We start from the raw sequence: 24,038 nt of genomic DNA, 5'->3' as shown, positions 1-24,038 counted from the left end.
CCATGGAAAAGAGGTATTGTGCCGCAACGGTTGTCATCTGTATCCTGATGTTGCTGGCGTTTGCCCTGTCATCCGGATTTTTCACGCGGAGCAGCGTGGAAGGAACACTGACGGTCGGATTTATCTATTCGGAAGATGAAAGTACCCCCTACACATACAATTTCACCCAGGGCCAGCGGGCGCTGGCAGAGCATTACGGCAGCCGCGTCAAAATCCTGGTGCAGAGCAACGTCCATGGCAAGGAAGCGGAAGAACCGATCCGCGACCTGGTCCGGAAGGGATGCCGGCTGGTATTTATCAATGCCGACACGGAAGCTGCCGCACAGCTGTGCAAGGAGTATCCGGACGTCCAGTTCTGCCAGGTATCCCTGCCCGGAATCGACCCGAAGGAACTGCCGGACAACTACCATACGTTCAACGGGGAAATCTACCAGGCCCGATATGCTGCCGGCGTCGCAGCCGGGATGAAGCTGCGCGCCATGATCGATGCGGGGGAACTCCGGCCGGAAGACGCCAAGGTCGGATATGTGGCGGCCAACAACAGCGCGGAGGTTGTGTCGGGGTATACGGCGTTTATCCTGGGGATCCGGGCGGAAGCGCCGGAAGCGGTGATGCGGGTGCGTTATACCGGAAGCTGGAGCAACTACAGCGTGGAAAAGAACGTCGCACGGGAACTGATTGAAGAAGGCTGTGTTGTGATATCCCAGCATACCAACACCATGGCACCGGCGATTGCGTGTGAGGAAGCGGCTGCGAAGGGGAACCGGGTATACCATGTCGGATATCACCAGAGCATGATGGACGTTGCCCCTTCGACTGCACTGATCAGCCTGCGAACCAACTGGACCCCCTACATCCTCAGCGCTACGGAAGCAGTACTGAACGGGAAACCGATTGAGAGTGCAGTCCCCGGGCATGTTCATGGCCGGGACATCAGCGCCGGGTTTGACCAGAACTGGGTGCAGCTGCTGGAACTGAACAATCAGCTTGCCGCTCCCGGCACAGAAGAATACCTGAACCGAGTGACTGATTCCCTGAAGAAGGGAAAGACAGAAGTGTTCCGCGGAAACTATACGGGGGTGAACCCGGAAGATCCGACAGACACAATCGACCTGAAGACGGGATACCGGGAAAACGAGTTCTCTTCTGCGCCGTCCTTCCGGTATATCCTGCAGGAATGCGTGACGGAGGAAAACTGAAACCTGATGCCTGCATGACAGAACGGTAAAGCGGTATCCGGATCAGCCGGATACCTTTTTCCGACTCAGAATGTTACAAAATGAAACAAATTTTAGTATAAAGTGTTGACAATAGAAACAATTCATGGTAGAATCCAGACTATAAGAGGTGAATGGCATGAATTTCGCAGAGATTATCCGGAACCGGCGAACCGCCCTGGGGATGAGCCAGGCGGAGCTGGCGGAGAAGACAGGCGTCAGCCGGAACACTGTTGCCGGATGGGAGACCGGTCATTCCCGGCCGGATCCGGATACGATCCCAAAGCTGTGCGATGCACTGCGGATTTCGATCAACCGCTTTTTCGGCCGGGAGTCCAAAAGGACAGAAGCGGAGCAGAAAATCCTTTCCCTGTTCGCCTCACTGGAAAGCGGAGACCGCCAGGTAATCCTCTGGCAGATGGAAGCCCTCCGGGATCGGCGGGCCGCCCAGCGGGCAGCCGAAGAGGCAGTCCCGCCCAAGGTGGTTTCCCTGTTCATGAACGACCTGGGCGCCGCGGCCGGATTCGGAGCCGCACTGGGAGAAGCCCAGGGAGAGCGGATTACCCTGCTGGCCGATCCGGAAACGGAACGGGCGGACGAAGTGATCACCGTTTGCGGCAACAGTATGGAACCCACCTATATGGACGGGGACCGGGTACTGGTGGAGCATACCGGGCATCTTCGCTATGGTGAAGTCGGCATCTTCCTGGTGGACAACGAAGGTTACATCAAGGAATACCGGGAAGACGGACTGCATTCCCACAATCCCGCATACCGGACGATGACCTTCCGGGAAGACCAGACGGTACGCTGCATCGGCCGGGTAATCGGCAAGCTGAAGGACAGCCAGATCCCCACGAAAAGCCAGCTGCGGATGCTGGATAAATGAGACGCTGAACAAATGGAGGAAAGATATATGAAAATGATGAATGCGGCAACCATCAAGGCCATCAACCAGGCCCTACTCTTCAATTCCAAAGAACCGTACGAGCGTCCGGAAGTCCGTCCGTGGCAGTATGTACAGATGGAATACACACGGGTCGGGATGCCGGTTCCCGCGCGGACACCCGAATTCGAGACCGTTGATGATGCCCAGATCTGGATGTGCCTGGACCGTGAATACAACAACCGCCTTCGCGAGGTCTCCTACGCCGCGGCGGTATAACCCTGCGAACTGCATGGCAGACATGAAAAGAGGAGCATCGGATGATATGTACCCAGTTTCCTGGACACATTGATTTATGCTCGAGGCTCAACCCATGGATGCCAACCTGTATTTTACGGGTGGCATCCATTTTGTTTTTGCCTGGATGCGCTCATTGTTGTAGTAGTCAATATACTTGGCCATAGCTTTGGAGAATTCCTCATATGATTTGTAGTCTTTCTCGTATCCATAAAACATCTCGTTCTTTAGTCGTCCGAAGAATGTCTCCATAATACTGTTGTCATAACAGTTTCCTTTTCGGGACATGGACTGAATAATGCCACGTTTCTCAATCGTATTTCTGAAATAAGCATGTTGGTACTGCCAACCCTGGTCAGAATGAAAGATCAGACCATTAAGTGAGGAAAACCTGCTCAGCCCCTTATCCAGCATCCGTCGGATCTGTTCCATGTTTGGACTTAACGAGAGATCGTATGAGATGACCTCATTTGTGTGCATATCCAGAATTGGAGAAAGATAGCATTTTCCCCAAGATAAATTGAATTGAGAAACATCTGTTGTCCATTTTTGCAAAGGCTTTGTTGTACTGAAGTCTCGGTTAATGAGGTTATCTGCCACCTTTCCAACTTCTCCCTGATAAGAATGGTATTTTTCTTTCGGGCGTTTGCCTTTAAGGTCCATGCAGTGCATTAATCGCTGGACCTTTTTGTGGTTTACCTTATAGCCTCTGTTGATCAGTTCGTGGTGTACTCTCCGGACACCGTATCGACCTTTATTATGTTCAAAGATTTCCCTGATCACACTTGCGACTGCTTCGCTCCTTTTGGCTACCACATCTTCTTTTGAAACTTCGTAATAGTACGTTGATCTGGAAAGGCACATCGCTTTAAGAAGATACTTCAGTTGGTATCCTTCTTCTCTGAGTTCTTTGATGATCGTTTGCTTTTTCGCCTTGAGACGCGCACTTCCTTTTCTTTCTTCTCTCAAGGCGATCTCTTTTTTATGACTTCGATTTCCGCTTTGATATACTCGTTTTCAGCCCTTAGCCTTACGAGTTCTTCATACTCGGACTCATTAAGTTTCCTAGGGTTGTTGTAATTGATTTTCTTCATATGGGGCTCCTTTGGTGGTCGACCTTTTCTCTTGTTTATAAGGCCATTATACCCCTCGTTCTTATATTTGCGAACCCAGCAAGTAAGTAATCCGCTATTTATACCCGCCTCATTAGCTACAAACTGGATTGATGAACCACCTAGGACTTTTGCAACCAGCTCATATCTCTCTTCTGGGGTCCAATCCTTATTAGTTTCCCGGGGTTTGAGAATATCTGGCCCATTTGCTTCTACTACATGAAACCATCGCAGGATCATATTATGAAAGTATCGCGCTTCTTTAATACCTGTAGGGGTCTCAGGCCACCTTCCTTCTCTGTACATCTCAATACATTTCATCTTGTACTCATAACTGTAACGCATAAAAATACCCTCCTTACTGGGTGTCCAGTAAAGAGGGTACATATCAGGACGATGCTCCTCTTTTGTTATTCCGGGATTACTTTGTTTTGATCTCCGTATCCTCCGTAACGGTGAGACGGAAGGAAATTTTTCCCTCACGGGCGAATTCACCGCCGTTGATGCTGTATCCGCCGGCCGCAGCAGTGGTGCTGTCCGCCATGACGATAATGTCCGCACCGCGCGGAACGCTGCCGGCAGTGACAGAAACGAGATTGTCCGCCATGTAGGTGAAACGGCAGCCGGAGCAGACAACCTGGACCCGGTCACCACTGTTGAGCTGAACATCCTCCGGATCCGGCGCAACTGCGGCAATGGTCATATCGGACGTGATGTTCTGCAGCTTGAAGGAGGAGACGTCCGTATCCGGAGTGACCCGGATTCCGTTGATGATCCAGTATTCCACTTCGCCGTCCGCCCGGGCTTCCACACTGCCAAATTCCGTAAAGGTGAGGGAAGAGCCGCTGTTTTCCTCATTCGGACGGCCAAAGCTATCCAGGGAAATCAGGGTGACGTTTTCACCGGTGACGGTAATTGTGTCCGGCTCCGCAAACCCTTCTTCCCCATCTTCCGCAGGAACCGGTTCCGCGGCGGGTTCCGCAACCACTTCCGCCGGAGCGGATTCCACGGCCGACTCCGCCGGGGCAGATACTTCAGCCGGTTCCTCTGCAGGCTCACTGGCCTCGGGGACTGCTTCCGGGGCCGGTGCGGCAGTCGCCTCCGCGGCCGGCTCAGTGGCGGTGCCCAAATCAATGGTCAGGCGTTCCGAATCGACCTGGTAGCCGTTTCCGGACAGATGGCAGTAGACTTCCCAGCCATTCAGTTCCGCCGGCACTTTTTCCAGGGTGATCTTTGACTTGTTGGGGTTTTTGACCTTTATGCCATCGAAGGCTTTGGCAAGCTCCTTGGCGGTGAGTTCCTCACCGGTATCGGGATTGACAAAGCGCCAGGTGAGACCTTTATAGCTCTTGGCCTTGATTTCGATGACCACGGTGGTTTCCGTTTTGGATTTGCCGAATTCAGGCTGTTTGGTGATCTTCGGCCCGGCAGCATAGGCGGTTGCAAGTCCCAGCGTCAGGCAGCAGATGAGCAGCAGCGCGACAATCTTCTTCATAGCGGTATTCCTCCCTTTGCGGGTTTCGTGCAGAAATGCACGAACTTATTTCTGATACAAATCTGTAATATTATACACCAGGCGGGGAAAAAAGACAAATCATCAGATTAATTCAGGGGCTTTCCGATCGTTCCGCAGCCTCAATGGTTGTTGCTCCGCACCGCGGAGACAACGCCCTTTCGGCTGACCAAACATTCGATGAGATTCCTGCCACCGGCAGTCATCGAATGTTTGGCCCTGAGACCCTTCGGTCACATCCCGGCTGAGGCATGAATAATCGAAATTCAATTTTCTGCGGAGCGCAGGGCAAGCAGCTTGAGCATGACCGCTTCCAGGGAACCTTCCTGGTTGAGGCGCCCGGACTTTACGGCATATTCCGTATCGAAACAGATTTTTACCGCTTTTTTGATCTGCGCATTGGTGTACATGGATGCCTGGCGCAGGTACTGATCCACGGCAAAAGGCGGGACGCCCAGGTTGGTGCGGATGGTATCCCGGCTGCATTTTTCATACTGCATGATCCGGATATGCTGTAGGAGCCGGAACTGGCGCAGCAGCATGGAGAGCATATACAGCCGGTCCGCACCGGCCAGCAGCTGGTTTCGCATGAGCCGAAATGCCCGGTCGTTCTGGCCGGCCACGACCGCATCCACCATCTGGAAAACCGTGCACTCCGTGGAAGGAGTTGCCAGCTGCCGGACTTCATCCGGCTGAATCGTGACGTTTTCCCCGGCGTGGGCGGCAATCTTGGAGATTTCCGTAAGCAGCTTCGACGTGTCTGAACCGCAGGTAAAGATCAGGAAATCCGCGGTATGTTCATCACATTCCTTGCCCAGGTCCCGGAAAGCGGAAGTGACGAACAGGGTCAGTTCCCGGTCCCGCAGCTGGGAAAAGGTGACGATTCCGTTTCGCTTTTTGACAGCACCGTACAGCTTTTTCCGTCCATCCGGTTTTTTGGTGCAGTAAAACAGCAGGACCGTGGAGGAGGGTACAGAAGCCAGGTAGGTTACCAGCCGGTCATCCCCCTCTGCCCGGCCGGTAAGGGCTGGATGGTCACGGACAATGACGAGGCGGCGGTCCGCCAGGAAGGGGAGCGTTTCGGAGGCTGCAATCAGCTGGTCGGTTTCCGGGGCTTCGAGGATGGTTTCATTCATATCCGCCATGCCTTCCGGAAGAACGGCTTCCCGCAGGGCAGCAAGCGCTGACTGTTTCAGGTACTCCTCATCCCCCTCAAACAGGAGAACAGAAGGGACCTGATTCCGGGACAGCGCCTGCAGAAATTCTTTCCGGTCCAAAACGGATCACCTCCGGGTTTATTATCGGTCAGATTCAGGAATCGGCATTTCCGGTGAAAGGTATGGGATCACGGTGACGTGCCCATCCTCAAAACGAAGGGTGAGCGCCCCGCTGCGGGCAGTGGACCACAGCGCTGTATCCGGACTGACGCGCTCAGCCCAGGCATCATGCCGGGATACGCTTTTGCAGCTCAGCAGGACAGCCTGCGGGGCAACAGCGGCCAGGTATGCTTCGGAGGAGGAAGAGGATGAACCATGGTGCGCGGCCTTGAGCAGGTCCGCGGGAACCGCGGAATACATTTCATACGCCCCGGAAATATCACCGGCCTGGAGCATTGTCACTCCGTCCAGGGTCAGCAGGGAAACCAGTGAATAGTTGTTTGCATCCTGAGCGGAACGCGTTTTTCCGCTTTCGGGCCAGAGAACCGACAGATTTCCGGAGGGAAGGGGAAGCTCATCCCCTTTACCGAGATACCGGATTTCGGTTCCGGAAGCATGAAGCTCTGCAAGGAGCGCAATCATATCCTCGTGGATGAGCTGGTCTTCCGCACCGGCCGGAAGCAGCAGGAGCGGAACCGGGATTTCATCATCCAGCATGGAGCGCAGGCCGCCGGCATGGTCCGTGTGCAGATGGGTCAGGACTACCGCGTCGGGGTTCAGCCGGCGACGGCGGAGAAAAGAGCTGAGTACTCCGTCATCCGTACCGGTATCCATGACCACCACCCGGTCCTGATCCCACAATACAGCAGCATCCGCATTGCCGACGCTGAACTGGATATATTCCGTGGCGGCATGCGGAACGGGAAGCAGGGAAATCCCGGTGAGCGCAACCCCGGCTGCCAGCAGGCAGGCCCGGGCTTTCCGGGACAGGCGGAGCATCGCACAGAGGGCTGCAGCCAGCAGCAGGACCCCGAAGACCGTGAACACGGAAGGGGAATGGACCCACAGCGAAATGCCGGGTACCGCAGCCAGGCTCCGGACCAGGCCGGTCAACAGCGACGTGGCGGCGGAAGCCAGGGAAGCCAGGAAAACGGATATCACCGGTACGGGCAGCAACAGCAGCACAGCCCAATCCAGCGCGATCAGCGCGGAAGCATAGGCGGTTGCGGGAATGCTGACCAGGAATCCGAGCAGCGGCAGCTTCTGGAAGAACCAGAGCTCCGGGAGCAGAACTCCCAGCTGGGCGCCGAGCACGACTGCCGCGGAATCCCACAGCCAACGGGGCAGCCTGCGGCGGAAAGGATTGTGCTGCGTGATCCCCGGTGTGACAAGGGTCAGGCCGAGTACCGCAGAGAAAGTGAGCAGGAAGGAGACGCCCGTCAGCTGGACCGGAGACCAAAGCAGCATGATATACAGGACTGCACACAGGCAATGGAGGCCGCTGCGGGGGCGATTGAGGATTTTTCCATACAGGGAAACCAGCATCAGCAGGGACGCCCGGACAACCGGCGGGTTCATTCCGCACAGCGCACAGTAGGCAGCCAGGATGACGGCATAAAGCACCAACCGCAGGACCGGCCGGGGATGAAACAAGCGGAAAAGAAGGGCAAGCAGCCCGACCAGGATTCCCACATGGAATCCGCTGACGGACAGCAGGTGCGCGATTCCCAGCCGGGAAAAAGCATCCCGGTCTTCCGAGGGAACCAGGGAGCGCTGGCCGAAAAGCAGCGCCGCGGTATATCCGCCGGTTTCTTCCCCCATCCGGTCAACCAGCATTGCGGTCAGCCGATGACGGACGGAAGCGGCGGTACCCGGAAAGGAAAAGAAGGGCGGATCGGATACCGCCAGGTTTTCCTTTCCGTAAAGCCCGACATTGATGCCGTCCCGGAGCAGTTCCTCCCGGAAATCATATCCATCGGGATTGACAGAACCGGACGGATGGTACAGCCCGGACCGGAAGGAAACCATTTTTCCCGGTTCCAGTCCGGCCGGAAGCTCCTCATCTTCCGAAAGGTAGAAAGTCCAGTACGCGCCGCCGGAATGTTCCCGACCGTTGAGCGTAACATGGGTGAGCTTGACGCGGACCTGGCCAAAATGGCCGGAACGGATTTCATCGATAATGACGCCCTGTACATCATAATCCGCTTCGGGCGGCAGGGACGGATGCCAGGCCAGGCTGCCGGCCGCTGTTCCAACGGCCAGCGACAGGACCAGGCATGCGATAAAGCGAAGCAAACCTTTTCCGAGCAGCATCGCGGCCAGGACCGGCAGACATGCGACCAGCGCAAATGCCGGGGACGGTGTTCCGCGGCCAATGAGGATGCCGGCAATCAATGCCAGCACAGCCGGCGGGAGCAGCCAGGACCGCTGACGGGGAGTCATACGGGGAGAACCTGACCCGCGGAAGCCAGCAGGACACGGGGGTATTTCTGCCGGGCTTCCCGCAGCAGGATTTCCGGCGGATATACGGGATTAAGATGCGTGATCACGAGCGCCCCGGCCTCGGCTTCCGCCGCCAGGGAAGCGGCCAGTTCCGCAGAAAGGTGTGGTTTGCCCTCCGCCCAGTCAGCGGCGGGAAACAACCCGTCCGCCAGGAGCAGGTCCACATTCCGGAAGAAGCCGGCAAGGGACGGCAGGGTATTGGTATCGCCGGTATAGCCGAAAGCTTTTCCGCTTTCCTCAATCCGGAAGGATACAGCGGGAACCGGATGACGGGCTTCGCCGACCCGGATCTCACAGGAGCCAACGGTGACCGTATCGCCGGGGGCAATATCGGTGAGGCGGAAACAGGGAACGGACGCCACGATCTTCCGCAGGGCGGAAGATTCATCAACAGGCGCGTAGACCGCCAGCTGCGGTCCGCCTTCTCCGAAGCCCATCGCCTGCAGCCGATACATCAGCACCGGAAGATCCGCAGCATGGTCAAAATGCCAGTGGGACAGGAAGAGCGCATCGATCGATTCCGGCGCGGTGAGCGCAGTCAGGCGGGCCAGCACGCCGCTGCCCATGTCCAGCTGGATCAGCGCACTGTCCGCCTGCAGCAGGTATCCGGAGGTGGCACCATTGCTTTCCGGAAACGGGCCGTTGACCCCCAGCAGATGCAGTTTCATATACTTACAACTCCTTTACCGAGCCGTTGTTATCCTCAACCACTGCGCAGATCAGTTCCAGCGCGCGGGCAACATCTCCCTCACCGCGGGACGCGATCCACAGGCGGACCGGTTCCCGGCGCTCCGACAGGCAGTCGTTCAGCGCATCGGCATTCATGCCGTAATAATCCGGCAGGGAAAGCATGGACTTCAGTGCGGAATGCAGGTCACGGGGTGTGGAATAGGAAGAAGCATCCAGATAGATGGTTTGCATAATGCACCTCATTTCACCGGTCAGATTCCCCGGCCGGTACGGATTGAGAAGGCCAGCATGTAAGCGGCAAAAGCGCTTTCCACGGTGACGTAAAGAGAACCGTGATAATCCGAAGGAACGATCAGCAGCCGCAGGACCGGAACCATGTGCCCGACACCGACAGAGGCCAGGTACTGATACAGAAGTACCAGCAGGATGAACGCGGCCGGAATAAAGAGCAGCCAGGCAAACGGCTCCCGCAGGCGTGTTGCCCCGGCAAGCGGCAGCAGCAGGCCGAGGGAGGCGCCCAACAGCAGGCCGATCAGCAGCCCGCCGAAGTACCAGCTGAACGAAAACAGGACAGACATCAGCACGCAGAGCAGGACCAGCATGGAAAGCGGAACCAGGATCACCGTCAGCTTTCTGAGAAACATGATTCTTCCAGCTCCTTCAGTATTTTCAGGTCCTGATCATCCAGCTTCGCGGAAGCGAGAAGATCGGGACGGAGGCGGGCGGTGGCGGCCAGGCTTTCCCGGCGGCGCCAGGCCCGGATTTTCGCATGGTCACCGGACAGAAGGACTTCCGGCACGCAGCGGCCGTCCAGGTCGCGGGGACGGGTATACTGGGGATATTCCAGCAGTCCGTCCGAGAAGGATTCCTCCTCCGGGCTGTCCGCACTGCCCAGCACACCGGGAATAAAGCGGGCCACACAGTCCGTAAGCACCATGGCGGCCAGTTCGCCGCCGGTGAGGATATAGTCCCCGATGCTGATTTCCTCGTCAATACAGGCATCCAGCGCCCGCTGGTCCACGCCTTCATAATGGCCGCAGAGCAGGATCAGGGAAGATTCGCGGGCCAGTTCCCGGGCAACCCCGGTGGTCAGTTTACGGCCGCGCGGCCCCAGGTAGATCCGCCGGGCACCAGGCGCAGCCGCGGAAGCCTCGGCCATCGCGTCCATGATCGGCTGGGCCATCATGACCATGCCGGCGCCTCCGCCGAAGGGATAATCATCGGTATTCTTATGCTTGCTGGCGGAATAGGGGCGGATGTCCGTGAGGCGGATATCGAGCAGGCCCTGCTCCCGGGCACGGCCGAGGATGCTGGCACCGAAGACGCTTTCGAACATTTCCGGGAAGATGGTCAGGATATTAATCGTCAATGACCGCCACCTCCCGGAGCTTTTCGGAAACAACGGAGATCCGGCGGTTTTCCGGATCAACCTCCGGGAAAACAGACAGCAGGGCCGGCGCCATCAGCGTACCGGTTTCCGTGCGGAATACCCAGGTGTCCACGGAGCCATACTGCAGCACATCCGTCAGCACACCGACGGTGCGGCCGGTTTCATCCACGGCGGTACAGCCGACCAGGTCGGCGATATACACCGCGCCGTCCTCCGGTTGCGCAGCATGCGCCCGGTCGATATATAATTCCTTTCCCCGCAGCTTTTCCGCGTCATCCGCGGTTTTGCAGCCGGCCAGCACCGCATAGACGAATCCGTCGTGGATCCGGCTGACGGCACACGAAACCGGGGAGAAGGCATCATTTTCCTTCACATAAAGCGTTTTCCATTCCCCGAAGAGCGAAACATCCGCCGCGTACGGCTTGATCTTGATTTCGCCCCGGATGCCCTGCGGCTTCAGGACAACGCCGATCATCAGATAATCCTGCATTCAGACAGCTCCCTGAAAAAGCGCGGGATCCGAAACAGATCCGGACCCCGCGCTCTTTATATATTACTGGATTTCGACAAAAACAGGCTTGCTGTTTTTAGCCGTAGCCGCCTTTACCACGGCGCGGATGGCCTTGGCAATGCGGCCCTGTTTCCCGATGACCTTGCCCATATCATCCTCGGCAACATGCAGCTCCAGGATGACAGCCTCAGGGCCCTCGGTCACAGTGACGCTCACCTGCTCGGGATGTTCCACCAGTGACTGCGCCACATAGGTAAGAAGTTCTTGCATGGGTATATCCTTTCTTCCCGGGTACCGGAACAGACAGGCAGAATGCCGCCGCACCGGTGCTGCGGGCGCAGGTCAGATTATTTCTCCTCGATGGCGCCGGACTTCTTCAGCAGGATGCGCACGGTATCGGTGGGCTGGGCGCCGACACCGAGCCAGTACTTCGCGCGGTCGTTATCCACTTTGATTTCGGCGGGCTTGGTCATGGGATCGTAGTAACCGATCTCCTCGATAAACCGGCCGTCACGGGGGCTGTGAATATCAGCGACCACAACGCGATAGAAAGGCTTTTTCTTCATACCCATTCTCTTCAGACGAATTTTAACGGACATTTGGGATTCCTCCTGTAAAATAAAATAATGATCTATCGGAAATCATATACCCGGTATATGAGTCCAATCAAAACGGGGAGGGGATATTACATCCCGGGGAAACGCATCCGCATGCGGTTTTTGCCTTTGGCGCCCATCATCTGCTTCATCATCTGCTGGGCCTGCTCAAACTGGCGGATCAGGGCGTTGACGTCCTGGACGGTGGTGCCGGAACCGGCGGCAATGCGCTTGCGGCGGGAAGCATTGAGGATGGAAGGATCGCGGCGCTCCTTCGGCGTCATGGAACGGATGATGGCTTCGGGCTTCTTCATGGCATCGTCGTCCACGTCGAGGTCCTGATTGCCCATGCCCGGCAGCATCTTCAGCATGCTCTTGAGGCCGCCCATTTTCTTCATGCTCTGCATCTGATCGAGGAAGTCCTCCAGGGTCAGCTTGTTGCTGAGGCCCTTGCGGGCGAACTTCTCGGCGTCCTTCTCGTCGAAGGCTTCCGCTGCCTTATCGATCAGGGTCAGCACGTCGCCCATTCCCAGGATGCGGGAAGCCATCCGGTCCGGATGGAAGGGTTCGATATCGGTGAGCTTTTCGCCGATACCGCTGAACTTGATGGGCTTTCCGGTGACCGCTTTGATGGACAGCGCCGCACCACCGCGGGTATCGCCGTCCAGCTTGGTGAGGATGACGCCGGTGACATCCAGCTTCTCATCGAAGGCCTTGGCCACGGTTACCGCATCCTGACCGGTCATGGAGTCAACCGTCAGCAGGATTTCGGAGGGATGAACGGTGTCCCGGATCCGGAGCAGTTCATCCATCAGTTCCTCATCGATGTGCAGGCGGCCGGCGGTATCGATAATCAGCACATCCCGCTGATAATACCGGGCGTACTCGATCGCTTCCTTCGCGGTCTTCACCGGATCCTGCGTTCCCTTTTCAAAGACGGGAACATTGACCTGCTGGCCGACCACCTGCAGCTGTTTGATGGCGGCGGGACGGTAGATATCGCACGCGGCGAGCATCGGCCGCTTGCCCTGTTTGACCAGGTATCCGGCCAGCTTGGCGCACATGGTGGTTTTACCGGCGCCCTGCAGACCGCAGAGCATAAAGATGGTCGGAACAGAGGAGGACCAGTTGAGCCGCGCGTTGGTGCTGCCCATCAGCTCGGTCATTTCCTCGTTGACGATCTTGATTACCTGCTGTCCCGGCGTGAGGGAGGAAAGGACATCCGCGCCGACGCAGCGGTCAGTTACCTTGCGGATGAAATCCTTGGCGACCGCGTAGTTGACGTCCGCCTCCAGCAGCGCCATGCGAACCTCGCGCATGCCTGCCTTTACATCCTGCTCGCTCAGCCGGCCACGCCCGGTCATCTTCCGCAGCGCACCCTGCAGTTTTTCGCTTAAGCCCTCAAAGGCCATCGGTATCCTCCTGATCCAGAGCCAGAAGACCGGTCAACAGGTCTTCCGCCCGGTGATAATCCTGCTGTTTCAGGGCGGAGAGCGCCTCTTCCAGGCCGGATTCCATCCGGCGGAAGCGGGCGGCCATTCCCAGTGAAGCTTCCATCTCGTTGAGCCGCGAGGCCGCACGGGTAATCGTTTCATGCACGGCCTGGCGGGAGATTCCGACCTCTTCGGCAATTTCGCCGAGGGAGAGATCCTCTTCACAATGCAGGGAGAGAACCTGCCGCTGCTTATCCGTCAGCAGGCCGCCGTAGAAAGCGGAGAGAAAGGCAAGATCCACCTTTTTCTGAAGCTCTTCCTTCGCCATTGAGAATGCCTCCTGTCAAGGGACAATCCCTGACAGGAGGCATTATACCGTAAATTGTTCGATTGTCAAGGGTTTTTGATTGACAGATCAGTAATTTATTTCCTGGCCGGAAATCCGCTTCCAGAGCTCACGGATGGTTTTCTGGTTGGAGACGCCGTAGTTCGGATCGTTGGTTTCGGCTTCATCCATATTCCGCAGGAAGTGGACGCACAGGTGGCCGTCAAAGCCGTTGTCCTTGATGCTGCCGGACAGGTGGGGCATATCGTGGGTGGAGCCGACTGTCCAGGTGCCACTGGGCAGTTTGACATAAACGCCGTGCTGGTTCCAGGTATTCTTTCCGCCGAATGACTGCACCATGGTGTCCGTATCCGCCTTCGTGAGCGGTTCACAGTCGCAGTGGCGGCCGCGGGACAGGACGTTGAGGGTCCAGCTCAGCCCGGAGGACGGATCATAGATCAGCAGATGGTCCCCGTTCTTCAGGGAAGGCTTGATATCGTTGAACCAGTGCAGAAGCTTGATGCTGCTGACTCCCGGGGCGGAAACGGACGCCGTTGTGACCGCGGAAGAAGCATCCGGTTTCGAAGCGGAGGAAGAAGACGTCTGGGCTGCCTGCGATGAAGCAGATGCCTGGGAAGATGATTCGGATGCCTGGGGAGCCGTACTGCCGCTGATGACGGCAGATTCCAGGGCGGTGAGGGTTTTCTTCCCGGCCAGTCCGTCCTGTTTGAGGCCGCTCCGGCTCTGGAAGGTGTATACGGCTTTGAGCGTCTGCTGTCCGAAAATACCGTCCGCTTTGCCGGACAGGTATTTCAGGGTAATCAGCGCCTGCTGCATGGCTTTGACCCGGGAACCGCGGTCCCCGATACTGATGGTGGAGTAATCGCCGCCGAACAGCCCGCCGGAAGAGGAAGATGACACAGCCGGTGCAGAAACCTGGGAAGACGCGGAAGACGCTGGGGCCTGAACCGGAGCGGATGCCTGCGCAGCAGGAGCCGTGACAGCAGGCTGGACGACCTGCGTGGACTGCCCGCCCAGCAGGAGGGCAAGAGTTTTGGTCCCGGCCAGCCCGTCCGCCGTGAGGCTGTTGGCCTTCTGGAAACTGATGACTGCTTCTTCGGTCATCGGCCCGAATTTGCCATCAGCTTTTCCGGAAAGATAACCGAGATTGATCAGCGCCTGCTGGAGCAGGCGGACATTTTCTCCTTTTGATCCCCGGCACAGTGTGGAGGCCTTCAGGGCGTACGCCGGGGCACAGGCCAGGACGGCCATTATAATCACGATCAGCAGGCAGAGGATCCGGTTGCGACGCACGATGAATTCCTCCTTCCGGGATGAATTGGTCATTTTTGCTGAGATGAGTATAGCATATTGATGCAAAAATGTAAAGAAAATGTTACGAAGGTGTTAACAATCCGGGATTCAGCCCGGGAGAAACGAAAAGGCTGAAAAATATGATATAATAAAAAACCAGAACGGAGGAAACGAAGCGTGGGAAAGATTGTCGTGGTTGCCGAAAAGCCAAGCGTCGGCCGGGATATTGCCCGGGTGATCGGCTGCAGGACATCCGGGGACGGATGCCTGATCGGCGACCAGTATATTGTGACCTGGGCTGTCGGCCATCTGGTGACCCTGATGGAGCCGGACGAGATGGACGAGCACCTGAAAAAGTGGACTTTTGATACGCTGCCGATCCTTCCGGAGGAAATCCCGCTGAAGGTGATCAGCGCCACAAAGAGCCAGTACAGCAAGGTGAAGAAGCTGATCTGCGACAAGGAAACAGACTCCCTGATCTGCGCGACGGATGCCGGGCGGGAGGGTGAACTGATCTTCCGCTATATATATGAAAAATCCGGATGCAAAAAGCCGTTCGACCGCCTGTGGATTTCCTCCATGACGGATGAGGCGATCCGCGAAGGATTCCGGCAGATCCGGCCCGGAAGCGACTATGACGGCCTGTACGAGAGCGCCCGCTGCCGGAGCAAGGCCGACTGGCTGGTCGGCATGAACGCCAGCCGGGCGTTTACGCTGAGATATAAAGCACTGCTGAGCGTGGGGCGGGTACAGACGCCGACGCTGGCCATCCTGGTTAAGCGGCGGAAGGAAATTGAGAACTTCAAACCGGAAGGGTTCTGCACGGTGACCGCCGACTTCGGCGATTACAGGGGGATCTGGTTCTCGGAAGAACTGGATCCGGATACCCACCTGAAAACGAAGGCGGAGGCGGACGCGATTGCCGGTGCGGTGAAAGGAAAGGAAGGCCGGGTTGTCCAGGCGGAAACGGTGCGGAAACATGAACTGCCGCCCCAGCTGTATGACCTGACCAGCCTGCAGCGGGATGCCAACCGCATGCTGGGATTTACTGCGGACAAAACGCTGAAGACTGCCCAGAGCCTGTATGAAACCCACAAGGCACTGACTTATCCCCGGACGGACAGCCGATACCTGCCGCCGGATATGATTCCCCGGGTGGTGCAGACGATGAAGATGCTGCCGGAGGGCTACCAGAAGTTTGTACCGGGCGCCCTTCGGGACGGAAAACTTCCGGTATCAAAACGCACCATTGACGCTTCCAAGGTGACCGACCACCATGCCATTATCCCGACGGCAAAGAAACCGGACATGTCGAAATTCAGCGAGGATGAACGGAAACTGTACGATATGGTGGCCAGACGCCTGCTGGCAGCGTTCTACCCGGCCTGTGACTATGACGCCACAAAGATCATCACGGAGGTGGGAGAGCACCGCTTCCGCACCAACGGCAAGGTGATCGTGGTGAACGGATGGCATGATATCCCGCCGCTCGAAAACCCGCCGAAGGCCCGCAAAAAGGCGAAGGGTGAAGAGGAAGAGGAAGGACCGCTTCCGCCCCTGAACGAGGGAGATACCCGCATTGTCCGGGACGCGGCGGTCAAGGAAGATAAAACCAAGCCGCCGGCCCCGCATACGGACGCAAGCCTGCTGGCCGCGATGGAAACGGCCGGCAAGGAACTGGACGATGAAGAGCTCGCAAAGCAGATGAAGGGCAGCGGCATCGGTACGCCGGCCACCCGGGCAGCGATTATTGAGCGCCTGCTGAAGGTCGGCTACGCGGCCCGGAAGGGCAAAACGCTGCAGGCGACCGACAAGGGTGTCCTGCTGATCGATATCATGCCGGCGGAGATTGCCAGCCCGGAGATGACCGGCCGCTGGGAACTGGCACTGCATGATATCACCGACGGGAAACAGGATGCCGGCCGGTTTATGGACGGAATCCGGAGGATGAGCAGCTTCCTGGTGGATTATGCCCGGAACGCTTCATCCGCGGTGGTATTCCCGGAAGATGAAAGACGGAAACGAACCGGCGGAAAAGGGCGGCAGGGCGGTTTTTCCGCCGCGGTTCTGGAAGGAACCACCTGCCCGGTATGCGGGAAGGGGAAAATGCAGGAAAGCCCGCGGGCATTCAGCTGTACGGAAGCGTCCTGCCGCTGCACCCTGTGGAAGGACTGCCTCACCCGGGGCGGTGGACCGGTGCTGACGGAGAAGCTGATCCGGCTGCTGCTGGAAAAGAAGCAGCTGGCGGGATCCACCGGAACCGTGATGATCCGGGAGGGGAACATCCTGTTTTACCCGCAAGGGAATGAAGCCCCCAGCGTCAACCGCAGCATGATCTATCAGAAATAACGGAGAAAGCAGCAATATGGCAAACGTAGGGAATAACAACGGGAACAAAAAGATAATGCTGGTGTTCGGAACCCGGCCGGAAGCGATCAAGATGTGTCCGCTGGTGAAGGAACTCCGGAAACGGGACGGAATCCAGACGGTCGTCTGCGTGACCGGACAGCACCGGAGCATGCTGCAGCAGGTGCTGGACGCGTTCCAGGTGGTGCCGGAGTATGACCTGGCCATCATGAAGGACCGGCAGACGCTGTTTGACATCACCATCAACGTGATGAACGGCATGCGGGAAATTCTGGAGAAGGAAAAGCCCGACGTGGTGCTGGTGCACGGGGATACGAGCACGACATTTGCCACCGCGCTGACCTGCTACTATATGCAGATCCCTGTCGGCCATGTGGAAGCGGGGCTCCGCACCTATGACGCGTTCTCCCCGTATCCCGAGGAATTCAACCGGCAGGCGACGGGTATTGTGACCCGTTACCATTTCTCTCCGACGCCCCTGAGCCGGGAAAACCTGATCCGGGAAGGGAAAAAGCCGGAAACCGTGTACGTGACCGGCAACACAGTCATTGATGCGCTGCAGACCACCGTCCGCAAGGACTATACGCATCCGGAGCTGGAATGGGCTTCCGGCAGCCGCCTGATCCTGCTGACCGCGCACCGGCGGGAAAACCTTGGTGAGCCGATGCACAACATGTTCCGTGCAATCCGCCGGGTGGTGGAGGAACATCCGGACGTCAAAGCCCTGTATCCGATCCATATGAATCCCGTGGTCCGGGAAGCTGCCGCAGCAGAACTGGCAGGCTGCGACCGGATCCGGCTGATTGAGCCGCTGGAAGTGATTGACTGCCATAACCTGATGGCCCGCAGCTACCTGATCCTGACGGACAGCGGCGGCATCCAGGAGGAAGCCCCCAGCCTCGGCAAACCGGTGCTGGTGATGCGTGACGTGACGGAACGGCCGGAGGGCATCGCTGCCGGCACACTGAAGCTGGTGGGGACATCCGAGGAGAAAATCTACCGCGAGTTTACCCGGCTGCTGGATGACAAGAGCGCATACGAAGCCATGGCGCACGCGGAGAACCCCTATGGGGACGGCCACGCGTGCGAACGGATCGCGGATATCCTGACCCGGGAAGGATGACAGACGGAGGAACGGCGATGGCACGCATCGGGATCATGACATTCCTGCACAATGACAACTACGGTTCATCTCTGCAGGCATACGCGCTGCAGCGGGTGATCCGTACCCTGGGATACGAATGCGAGCATATCGACTACCTTCCGGACCGGGCGGAGAAGATTCGGAACCTCATCGGAAGCGGGAACCATCCGAAACTGATTATTGACGGCCTGCGGAAACGTTCCGTCAAGGCCGGGCAGGAAGGCGCCCGGAAAAAGAGCGATGCAATTCCGGCGTTTTACCGGGAATACATGCAGCTGAGCCCGGTTTGCAGAAACCGGCGGGAACTGGCGGAACAAGCCGGGAAGTATGACATTCTGCTATGCGGAAGCGACCAGATCTGGAATCCGGTATGGCTGAATCCCGCCTATTTCCTGACCTTCGCGCCGGAAGAGACGCCGAAGATCGCGTATGCAGCGAGCCTGGGCATCCGGACCGTGCCCGCGGCCGGAAAGGTGCGGAAGATCCGGAAATGGACCCGGGGGTTCCGGGCGGTTTCGGTGCGGGAGGAAGAAGGCGCAGAGCTGCTGGAGCAGATGACAGGGATCCGGGCGGATGTGATGCCCGACCCGGTATGCCTGCTGGACCGGGCCGCATGGGAAGAAACGGCGGCACCGGGACCGGGGGGAGAACCGTATATCCTGTGCTATTTTATCGGGGAAAATGAGGAATACGCAGCCCATGTCAAGCAGCTGCAGGCGGAGACCGGCCTGCGGGTGCTGGATATCCCGGTGAATGCGGCCAGCTACCGGAGCGGCCGGGAACTGCTGGACGGAATCGGTCCGCGGGAATTCCTCGGAGCGGTCCGGAATGCCGCGGTGCTCTGCACGGACAGCTTCCACGGGCTCGCGTTCGCCACGATCTTTGGCGTGCGGACCGAACTGATCCGCCGCTACCGGGAGGATGACCCGGAAAGCAAAAACAGCCGCGTGGATCACTTCCTGCGGCTGGTGAATGAAAAGGGGATGGAACAGATCCGGGAAGAGGGAACCGCCTGGCTGCGGGATGTACTCAGCGAATAACCAATCAACCGGAATACAACAAAACCCGCCTGCTGCACAACAGGCGGGATTGTTGTTATTTTTCGCTCAGGGGCTCAGGCCTCTTCGTGAATCTTGGGCAGAGCGCGCTGCACATTGCCGCTGCGGAGGCAACGGGTGCACACGTTCATGCGACGGGCGGCACCATTCACCATGACCCGGACACTCTGCACATTGGGCGCCCAGATGCGATGGCTCTTACGATTGGAATGGCTGACGTTATTCCCGTTCAGCGTACCCTTTTCGCAAATCTGACAATACTTACCCATGGAAATCCTCCTCCCCATTGGAGACTGCTGCACATCAAGCCCATCTAAGATATCACAAGCCATATAAAAATGCAAGCGGTTTTTTCAGAAATTTTCATCATCCGAAAACCATCTGGCCGATCCGGGTGATCCGGCTCTGCATGGTGCAGCCGAGACGGCGGACCGCCCGAATCCGGGGAATCTTTTTCATACCGCGGGTAGCCAGGTAATCCTCCGCAGTTTTCCGCGCGGAACCGGGAAGGCCATCCCCGTACATCAGCAGGAAGACCTGCGTGTGGGTATAGGTCAGCAGGATCCGGCGGCGGGCATCCTTGCGGGCACCGAGCGCCCGGACACCCCGGGCCAGGAGACCGGCACGGCTGGCACCGATCGTGTTTTCCGCGTGCTGGCGGTATGCGGTGAGCTGCTGCGGGACAAAGCGGATATGGCCGAAGGCCGCGGCGGTCAGGGCAATGAACCAGTCATGCATAAACAGGTCCTTCGCCCGGCCATGCTCCGCAACCAGACGGAGCAACGGACGGTTCATGACCAGCGTGCAGCCGGTGACGTTGTTCTGCACCAGCAGGCGCGGGAACGTGACGGCGGAGGGATCCCAGCCCTGGTGGCGGAAAAAGCTGCCGTCCACGGGGCTTCCGGATTCATTGACCAGCGAGCAGTCTGAATGGACCAGGAGCGGGGTGTCGGCACCGAAACGGGATATTTCCTCCCGGATGGCCTGCTTCAGGACAGCGATTTTTTCCGGCATCCAGATATCATCCTGGTCGCAGAGGAAAACCAGATCCGCATCTGCCTGGCGGATCAGGGAAAGGAAATTTCCGGCGGCACCGAGATGGCAGCCGGATTCATTTCCAGCAGAAAAGCGGGAATCCCTGTGGATGATATCCGCCAGGATTTCCGGCGTGCTGTCTGAGGAGCCGTCATCCTGGACGAGAACGGAAAAATCCGGATCCGTCTGGGCGCAGAGTGAGTCCAGCAGCTCCGGAAGATGTTTTTCCCCGTTGTACGCGGCCAGGAGGACCAGCGATTTCACCACGTGATCCCCCATTTCATGAAATACTTGGCCGCGGAGCGCATCTGGCGCAGACGTCCTTTGAAGGTCCGGGTGTTTTCCCGGGCCCAGCGGTGGGTGACGACCATATCGGGATGGTATACGATGCTGCCGAGTTTTTCCTCCAGCACGCGGCGGCTGAGATCGGAATCCTCCTGATACAGGAAGAAACGCGGATCAAAGCCCTTCAGGCGCAAAAAGATTTCCGTGCGGATCAGCAGGAAGCAGCCGGTGGCGAATTCGACGGCCACGGGGTGGGTGATTTCCATATCCGCCATGGTAAAATCTTCCCGCCAGCGGCGGAACAGCTTTCCATAGTTTTCCAGGAGGCCGCCCAGCAGGTAATGGATCGAGATCCGTTTCTTGGGAAGGAACTGCTCCGTACCGTCTTCATTGAGGACCCGGGGAGTCAGGATGGCAATATTCGGATGCTCTTCCATATACATAACCATCCTGCGGAGCAGGGACGGATCGAAGGAAACATCCGGGTTCATGATCAGGTGGTATTTGCTTTTCAGATAGGGGAGCACCGCATTGTGGGCACGGCCGAAACCGATGTTCTTTTCCTGCGGGATCAGGGTAATTCCGTGGAAGGCCCACTTCAGGCGCTCCGCGGTCATTTCTTCGGGAGAGTTGTCACTCAGATAGACCGCCACTTCCAGGTCTGCGTTCTGAATACACTGAAGCGCCTGGAAGGCTTCGTCCCCGCTGTGGTACAGGACCATGCACGCGGAAAGAATCGCCGGCATATTCGGATCTCCTCCCAACCAGTTTTTATTTCCTGACTGCTATTGTACAAAGAAGCGGAAGGTTTGTCCAGCCGGATTCGTTGTTTAAGGGAAGGGACAAATGCCGGAAACAGGCAGCGGGAAAAGAAGAGGTGGAAAAAAGCCGGCCGGAATGGTATACTGTATAATGAGGCAGCAGGTGCTGCCGGCATTATAAGATTGGAAGAGGGTTTTGACTCTGAGTAAATTTGCAGTATTCGTGGATCTGGAAAACTGCGGCGCAAAAGTCGCGACACTGAACAGCATCCTGGAAAAAGTAAAGATCCGCGGAGATATCCTGCTGGGGAAGGTATACGGATACACCGACAAGTTCGGCGACCTGAAGGAAATCCTGCTGAGCAACACCTTTACGGTGGTTCCGAGCCTGCGCTACGGCATCAGCCAGAAGAACAATGCGGACATCCAGCTGGTGATTGACGCACTGGAGGTCGCCTACAAGAATGAACTGATCGACAGCTTCTGCATCGTTTCCGGCGACAGCGACTATACGCCCCTGGTCGGCCGGCTGAAGAGCATGGGGAAATTCGTGCTGGGCATCAGCCGGAGTGAGGCAGCCAGCAACATCTTCATCAACGCATGCAACGAATTCCAGTTCCTGGAAAGCGTCGGCAAGCGCAATGTGGAGAAACCCCGCAAACAGCGCGCCGCGAGCAGCAATGAGGAAACCGCGGACGAGAGCGAGCTGAACAAGCTGCTGACGACGGTGCTGGAGGAACAGGACCGGGACGAGATCTATGCCAGCGAACTGAAGGGTACCCTGATGCGGCTCCGCCCCGATTTCAACGAGAAAGCATACGGCTGCGCCACGTTCTACAAGCTGCTGATGAAGCTGGCCAACAAGTTCGGCGACCTGCGCGTCCACAATGACAATTTCGACGTCATGGTTGGGCTGAGCAATACCAGCGAATCTCCAGAAGCCGTTCCTCAGCTGACGCGGGACAACTGGCGCGAGGCGTTTGCCGCGCAGATCAAGGCCTATAAGGAAGGCGGATTTGACCGGGTCAATCCTTCCATCCTGAAGGCTGATATCATCACCGCTTATCCGGATTTCAATGAACGGGCGATCGGCTTCAAGCGTTTCTCCGATGTGATGAAGCAGCTGGAAAAGGACGGCCTGGTCGTTGTGGAGATGGATGAGCAGAAGACCATGCTGATTAAACTGTTATAACCGGGAGACAAAAACCGTGAAGTATTTACGCAGAGGGATATGGTACCTGGCCAGCCGGCTGCTGGTGATCTGCCTGGTATTCGGGCTGATCATTACCGTATTTTACTATGCCATGAACCTGACCAACATCCAGATTATCGTGAAGGACGGAATGGCGGGACGTGCCAAGTATATCATGGGGATTTCAACCGACCGGAATTTGCTGACCAAATATTTCCAGAACAGCTACCTGGATTCGGATTCGGAAATCGCAGCGGTGCCGCAGGAAAAATCGCCGTATGCTAATTACAATATCCGCGGTATTGACCACCGGCTGGATATGGGTTTCCTGTGGGTGTGGCCGTGGGAAAACGCCGTCCGTGTGAATATCACGGAAAGGATTCCCCGGATCGACGGCCGGGTCAAGGGTCTGAAAGCGGATGAGGTGATTGCCCAGCAGGGACAGGATGCCATCTATCCTCCGGACTGGCCGGAAATGACCTACCGGGCTTTGCTGGTCCGTGAAAACGGACAGTGGAAAATCCGGAACCTGACACCGGTGCAATGATGCTGAACAGTGCAGAATAAGGAAGCTTATTTTGCGCTTTTTTTATGTTTGGAATTCCGGAAGTGTGATATAATAGGTAAGGGTCGGAAAACGGTACCGAAGCGTTTTTCCGGCACGGACTGACAAAGGAAAGGAATGACGGGAAATGATTCAGAAACTGACGCGGAACAAGACCATCCTGGCCATCGCCAGCATTGTGATCGGCGTTTTCATGATGATCCGGCGCGGCTCCATGGTGGCAGACCTGCTGAAAATTGTCGGGTACCTGCTGCTCGCTGCCGGCGCAGCCTACCTGATCTTTTATTTTATCGGAAAGAACCGGGAAGGCGTCCGCCTGGGTTATGCCGCCGTGGCGGCCGTCGCGGGCCTGGTGCTGATCCTGCGTCCGTACTCCGTGCTGAACATATTTCCGATTCTGGCTGGAGCGGTCCTGGTGGTCAACGGCATCAGCAACCTGATCCAGGCCAGCCAGGGAGAGGGAGCGCCGAGTTACTCCAGGATCGTCGCGATTGTGATCATTATTATCGGCGCGTTGCTGATCTTCCGCCCCTTCCGTATCTGGGACGCCCTCGTATTCATTATGGGCGCCGCGCTGGTACTCAACGGACTGGCGGACCTGGACATCATCCGCAGATTCTGGTAACCCATATCGCGCAAAGCTTCGCGCCGTTCCGAAACCGGGACGGCGTGTTCTTTTGCCAGAAAA

27 protein-coding genes are annotated in these 24,038 nt (G+C 57.3%); 9 read left to right on the top strand and 18 right to left on the bottom strand.

The window, feature by feature from the left end:
- Positions 1 to 2 precede the first annotated feature (2 nt).
- From JNO48_02270 to JNO48_02260, 3 genes are all read left to right on the top strand, one after another.
- Positions 3 to 1,199 (top strand): BMP family ABC transporter substrate-binding protein, encoded by a 1,197-nt coding sequence (locus JNO48_02270; GenBank protein QTE68757.1) that lies wholly within the window; start codon positions 3 to 5, stop codon positions 1,197 to 1,199.
- 157 nt (positions 1,200 to 1,356) lie between these two features.
- Positions 1,357 to 2,106, top strand: a complete 750-nt coding sequence (locus JNO48_02265) for a LexA family transcriptional regulator (protein QTE68756.1) — start codon at positions 1,357 to 1,359, stop codon at positions 2,104 to 2,106.
- Positions 2,107 to 2,133: 27 nt separating this feature from the next.
- On the top strand, positions 2,134 to 2,382 hold the full coding sequence (locus JNO48_02260; GenBank protein QTE68755.1) for a hypothetical protein: 249 nt from the start codon (positions 2,134 to 2,136) through the stop codon (positions 2,380 to 2,382).
- An 87-nt stretch (positions 2,383 to 2,469) separates the two neighbouring features.
- On the opposite strand, the gene JNO48_02255 is transcribed toward JNO48_02260, so the two are convergent.
- The 15 genes from JNO48_02255 to JNO48_02185 all read right to left on the bottom strand — a co-directional run bounded on the left by JNO48_02255 (position 2,470) and on the right by JNO48_02185 (position 14,943).
- Positions 2,470 to 3,369: an IS3 family transposase gene (locus tag JNO48_02255; protein QTE68754.1), complete on the bottom strand. Its 900-nt coding sequence runs from the start codon at positions 3,367 to 3,369 to the stop codon at positions 2,470 to 2,472.
- The gene (locus JNO48_02250) at positions 3,366 to 3,899 is read right to left on the bottom strand and encodes a helix-turn-helix domain-containing protein (protein ID QTE68753.1); all 534 of its coding nucleotides are present in this window, start codon (positions 3,897 to 3,899) and stop codon (positions 3,366 to 3,368) included. The genes JNO48_02255 and JNO48_02250 overlap by 4 nt, the downstream gene beginning before the upstream one ends.
- A 34-nt stretch (positions 3,900 to 3,933) precedes the next feature.
- Complete coding sequence (locus JNO48_02245; protein QTE68752.1) at positions 3,934 to 5,007, bottom strand: hypothetical protein; 1,074 nt, start codon at positions 5,005 to 5,007, stop codon at positions 3,934 to 3,936.
- A gap of 284 nt (positions 5,008 to 5,291) precedes the next feature.
- Positions 5,292 to 6,302 carry a DNA polymerase III subunit delta gene (gene holA, locus JNO48_02240; GenBank protein QTE68751.1) on the bottom strand — a complete coding sequence of 337 codons (1,011 nt, stop codon included), beginning with the start codon at positions 6,300 to 6,302 and terminating at the stop codon, positions 5,292 to 5,294.
- A 21-nt stretch (positions 6,303 to 6,323) separates the two neighbouring features.
- Positions 6,324 to 8,624: a DNA internalization-related competence protein ComEC/Rec2 gene (locus JNO48_02235; GenBank protein QTE68750.1), complete on the bottom strand. Its 2,301-nt coding sequence runs from the start codon at positions 8,622 to 8,624 to the stop codon at positions 6,324 to 6,326.
- Positions 8,621 to 9,352: an MBL fold metallo-hydrolase gene (locus tag JNO48_02230; protein ID QTE68749.1), complete on the bottom strand. Its 732-nt coding sequence runs from the start codon at positions 9,350 to 9,352 to the stop codon at positions 8,621 to 8,623. Before JNO48_02230 ends, JNO48_02235 begins: the two co-directional genes overlap by 4 nt.
- Positions 9,353 to 9,356: 4 nt before the next feature.
- The gene (locus tag JNO48_02225) at positions 9,357 to 9,605 is read right to left on the bottom strand and encodes a barstar family protein (protein ID QTE68748.1); all 249 of its coding nucleotides are present in this window, start codon (positions 9,603 to 9,605) and stop codon (positions 9,357 to 9,359) included.
- Positions 9,606 to 9,625: 20 nt separating this feature from the next.
- Positions 9,626 to 10,018, bottom strand: a complete 393-nt coding sequence (locus tag JNO48_02220) for a hypothetical protein (protein QTE68747.1) — start codon at positions 10,016 to 10,018, stop codon at positions 9,626 to 9,628.
- Entirely contained in the window at positions 10,000 to 10,743 is a 744-nt protein-coding gene (gene trmD, locus JNO48_02215) for a tRNA (guanosine(37)-N1)-methyltransferase TrmD (protein QTE68746.1), read from the bottom strand. The genes JNO48_02220 and trmD overlap by 19 nt, the downstream gene beginning before the upstream one ends.
- On the bottom strand, positions 10,733 to 11,254 hold the full coding sequence (gene rimM, locus JNO48_02210; protein ID QTE68745.1) for a 16S rRNA processing protein RimM: 522 nt from the start codon (positions 11,252 to 11,254) through the stop codon (positions 10,733 to 10,735). Before rimM ends, trmD begins: the two co-directional genes overlap by 11 nt.
- 63 nt (positions 11,255 to 11,317) lie before the next feature.
- Complete coding sequence (locus JNO48_02205) at positions 11,318 to 11,545, bottom strand: KH domain-containing protein (protein QTE68744.1); 228 nt, start codon at positions 11,543 to 11,545, stop codon at positions 11,318 to 11,320.
- 77 nt (positions 11,546 to 11,622) lie between these two features.
- Entirely contained in the window at positions 11,623 to 11,874 is a 252-nt protein-coding gene (rpsP, locus tag JNO48_02200; GenBank protein QTE68743.1) for a 30S ribosomal protein S16, read from the bottom strand.
- An 86-nt stretch (positions 11,875 to 11,960) separates the two neighbouring features.
- Positions 11,961 to 13,283, bottom strand: coding sequence for a signal recognition particle protein (ffh, locus tag JNO48_02195; protein QTE68742.1), 1,323 nt, complete (start codon positions 13,281 to 13,283; stop codon positions 11,961 to 11,963).
- The gene (locus tag JNO48_02190) at positions 13,273 to 13,632 is read right to left on the bottom strand and encodes a DNA-binding protein (protein ID QTE68741.1); all 360 of its coding nucleotides are present in this window, start codon (positions 13,630 to 13,632) and stop codon (positions 13,273 to 13,275) included. The genes ffh and JNO48_02190 overlap by 11 nt, the downstream gene beginning before the upstream one ends.
- An 87-nt stretch (positions 13,633 to 13,719) precedes the next feature.
- Entirely contained in the window at positions 13,720 to 14,943 is a 1,224-nt protein-coding gene (locus tag JNO48_02185; protein ID QTE68740.1) for a peptidoglycan-binding protein, read from the bottom strand.
- A gap of 177 nt (positions 14,944 to 15,120) precedes the next feature.
- On the opposite strand from JNO48_02185, the gene JNO48_02180 reads away from it, so the two are divergent.
- Genes JNO48_02180 through JNO48_02170 form a run of 3 tightly spaced genes read left to right on the top strand, consistent with a single transcriptional unit; the run spans position 15,121 to position 19,494 of the window.
- Positions 15,121 to 17,292, top strand: a complete 2,172-nt coding sequence (locus tag JNO48_02180; protein QTE68739.1) for a DNA topoisomerase 3 — start codon at positions 15,121 to 15,123, stop codon at positions 17,290 to 17,292.
- A 16-nt stretch (positions 17,293 to 17,308) separates the two neighbouring features.
- Positions 17,309 to 18,433 (top strand): UDP-N-acetylglucosamine 2-epimerase (non-hydrolyzing), encoded by a 1,125-nt coding sequence (gene wecB, locus JNO48_02175; protein ID QTE68738.1) that lies wholly within the window; start codon positions 17,309 to 17,311, stop codon positions 18,431 to 18,433.
- A gap of 17 nt (positions 18,434 to 18,450) precedes the next feature.
- Positions 18,451 to 19,494, top strand: coding sequence for a polysaccharide pyruvyl transferase family protein (locus JNO48_02170; GenBank protein ID QTE68737.1), 1,044 nt, complete (start codon positions 18,451 to 18,453; stop codon positions 19,492 to 19,494).
- A gap of 74 nt (positions 19,495 to 19,568) precedes the next feature.
- Here the strand turns inward: JNO48_02170 and rpmB are convergent, their stop codons facing one another.
- The 3 genes from rpmB to JNO48_02155 form a co-directional block, all read right to left on the bottom strand.
- Positions 19,569 to 19,781, bottom strand: coding sequence for a 50S ribosomal protein L28 (gene rpmB, locus JNO48_02165; protein ID QTE68736.1), 213 nt, complete (start codon positions 19,779 to 19,781; stop codon positions 19,569 to 19,571).
- A gap of 97 nt (positions 19,782 to 19,878) precedes the next feature.
- Positions 19,879 to 20,811, bottom strand: a complete 933-nt coding sequence (locus JNO48_02160) for a glycosyltransferase (GenBank protein QTE68735.1) — start codon at positions 20,809 to 20,811, stop codon at positions 19,879 to 19,881.
- On the bottom strand, positions 20,808 to 21,578 hold the full coding sequence (locus tag JNO48_02155) for a glycosyltransferase family 2 protein (protein QTE68734.1): 771 nt from the start codon (positions 21,576 to 21,578) through the stop codon (positions 20,808 to 20,810). Before JNO48_02155 ends, JNO48_02160 begins: the two co-directional genes overlap by 4 nt.
- Before the next feature lie 211 nt (positions 21,579 to 21,789).
- On the opposite strand from JNO48_02155, the gene JNO48_02150 reads away from it, so the two are divergent.
- From JNO48_02150 to JNO48_02140, 3 genes are all read left to right on the top strand, one after another.
- Positions 21,790 to 22,785, top strand: coding sequence for an NYN domain-containing protein (locus tag JNO48_02150; GenBank protein QTE68733.1), 996 nt, complete (start codon positions 21,790 to 21,792; stop codon positions 22,783 to 22,785).
- Between the two features lie 16 nt (positions 22,786 to 22,801).
- Positions 22,802 to 23,332: a hypothetical protein gene (locus JNO48_02145; GenBank protein QTE68732.1), complete on the top strand. Its 531-nt coding sequence runs from the start codon at positions 22,802 to 22,804 to the stop codon at positions 23,330 to 23,332.
- A gap of 145 nt (positions 23,333 to 23,477) precedes the next feature.
- Positions 23,478 to 23,975: a DUF308 domain-containing protein gene (locus tag JNO48_02140; GenBank protein ID QTE68731.1), complete on the top strand. Its 498-nt coding sequence runs from the start codon at positions 23,478 to 23,480 to the stop codon at positions 23,973 to 23,975.
- Positions 23,976 to 24,038: the final 63 nt, after the last annotated feature.

The organism is Clostridiales bacterium (assembly GCA_017569285.1).
Lineage (GTDB): Bacteria > Bacillota > Clostridia > Christensenellales > Aristaeellaceae > Aristaeella.
The sequence above is the reverse complement of the archived record's forward strand: the minus strand, read 5'-3'. Positions and strand labels throughout refer to the sequence as shown.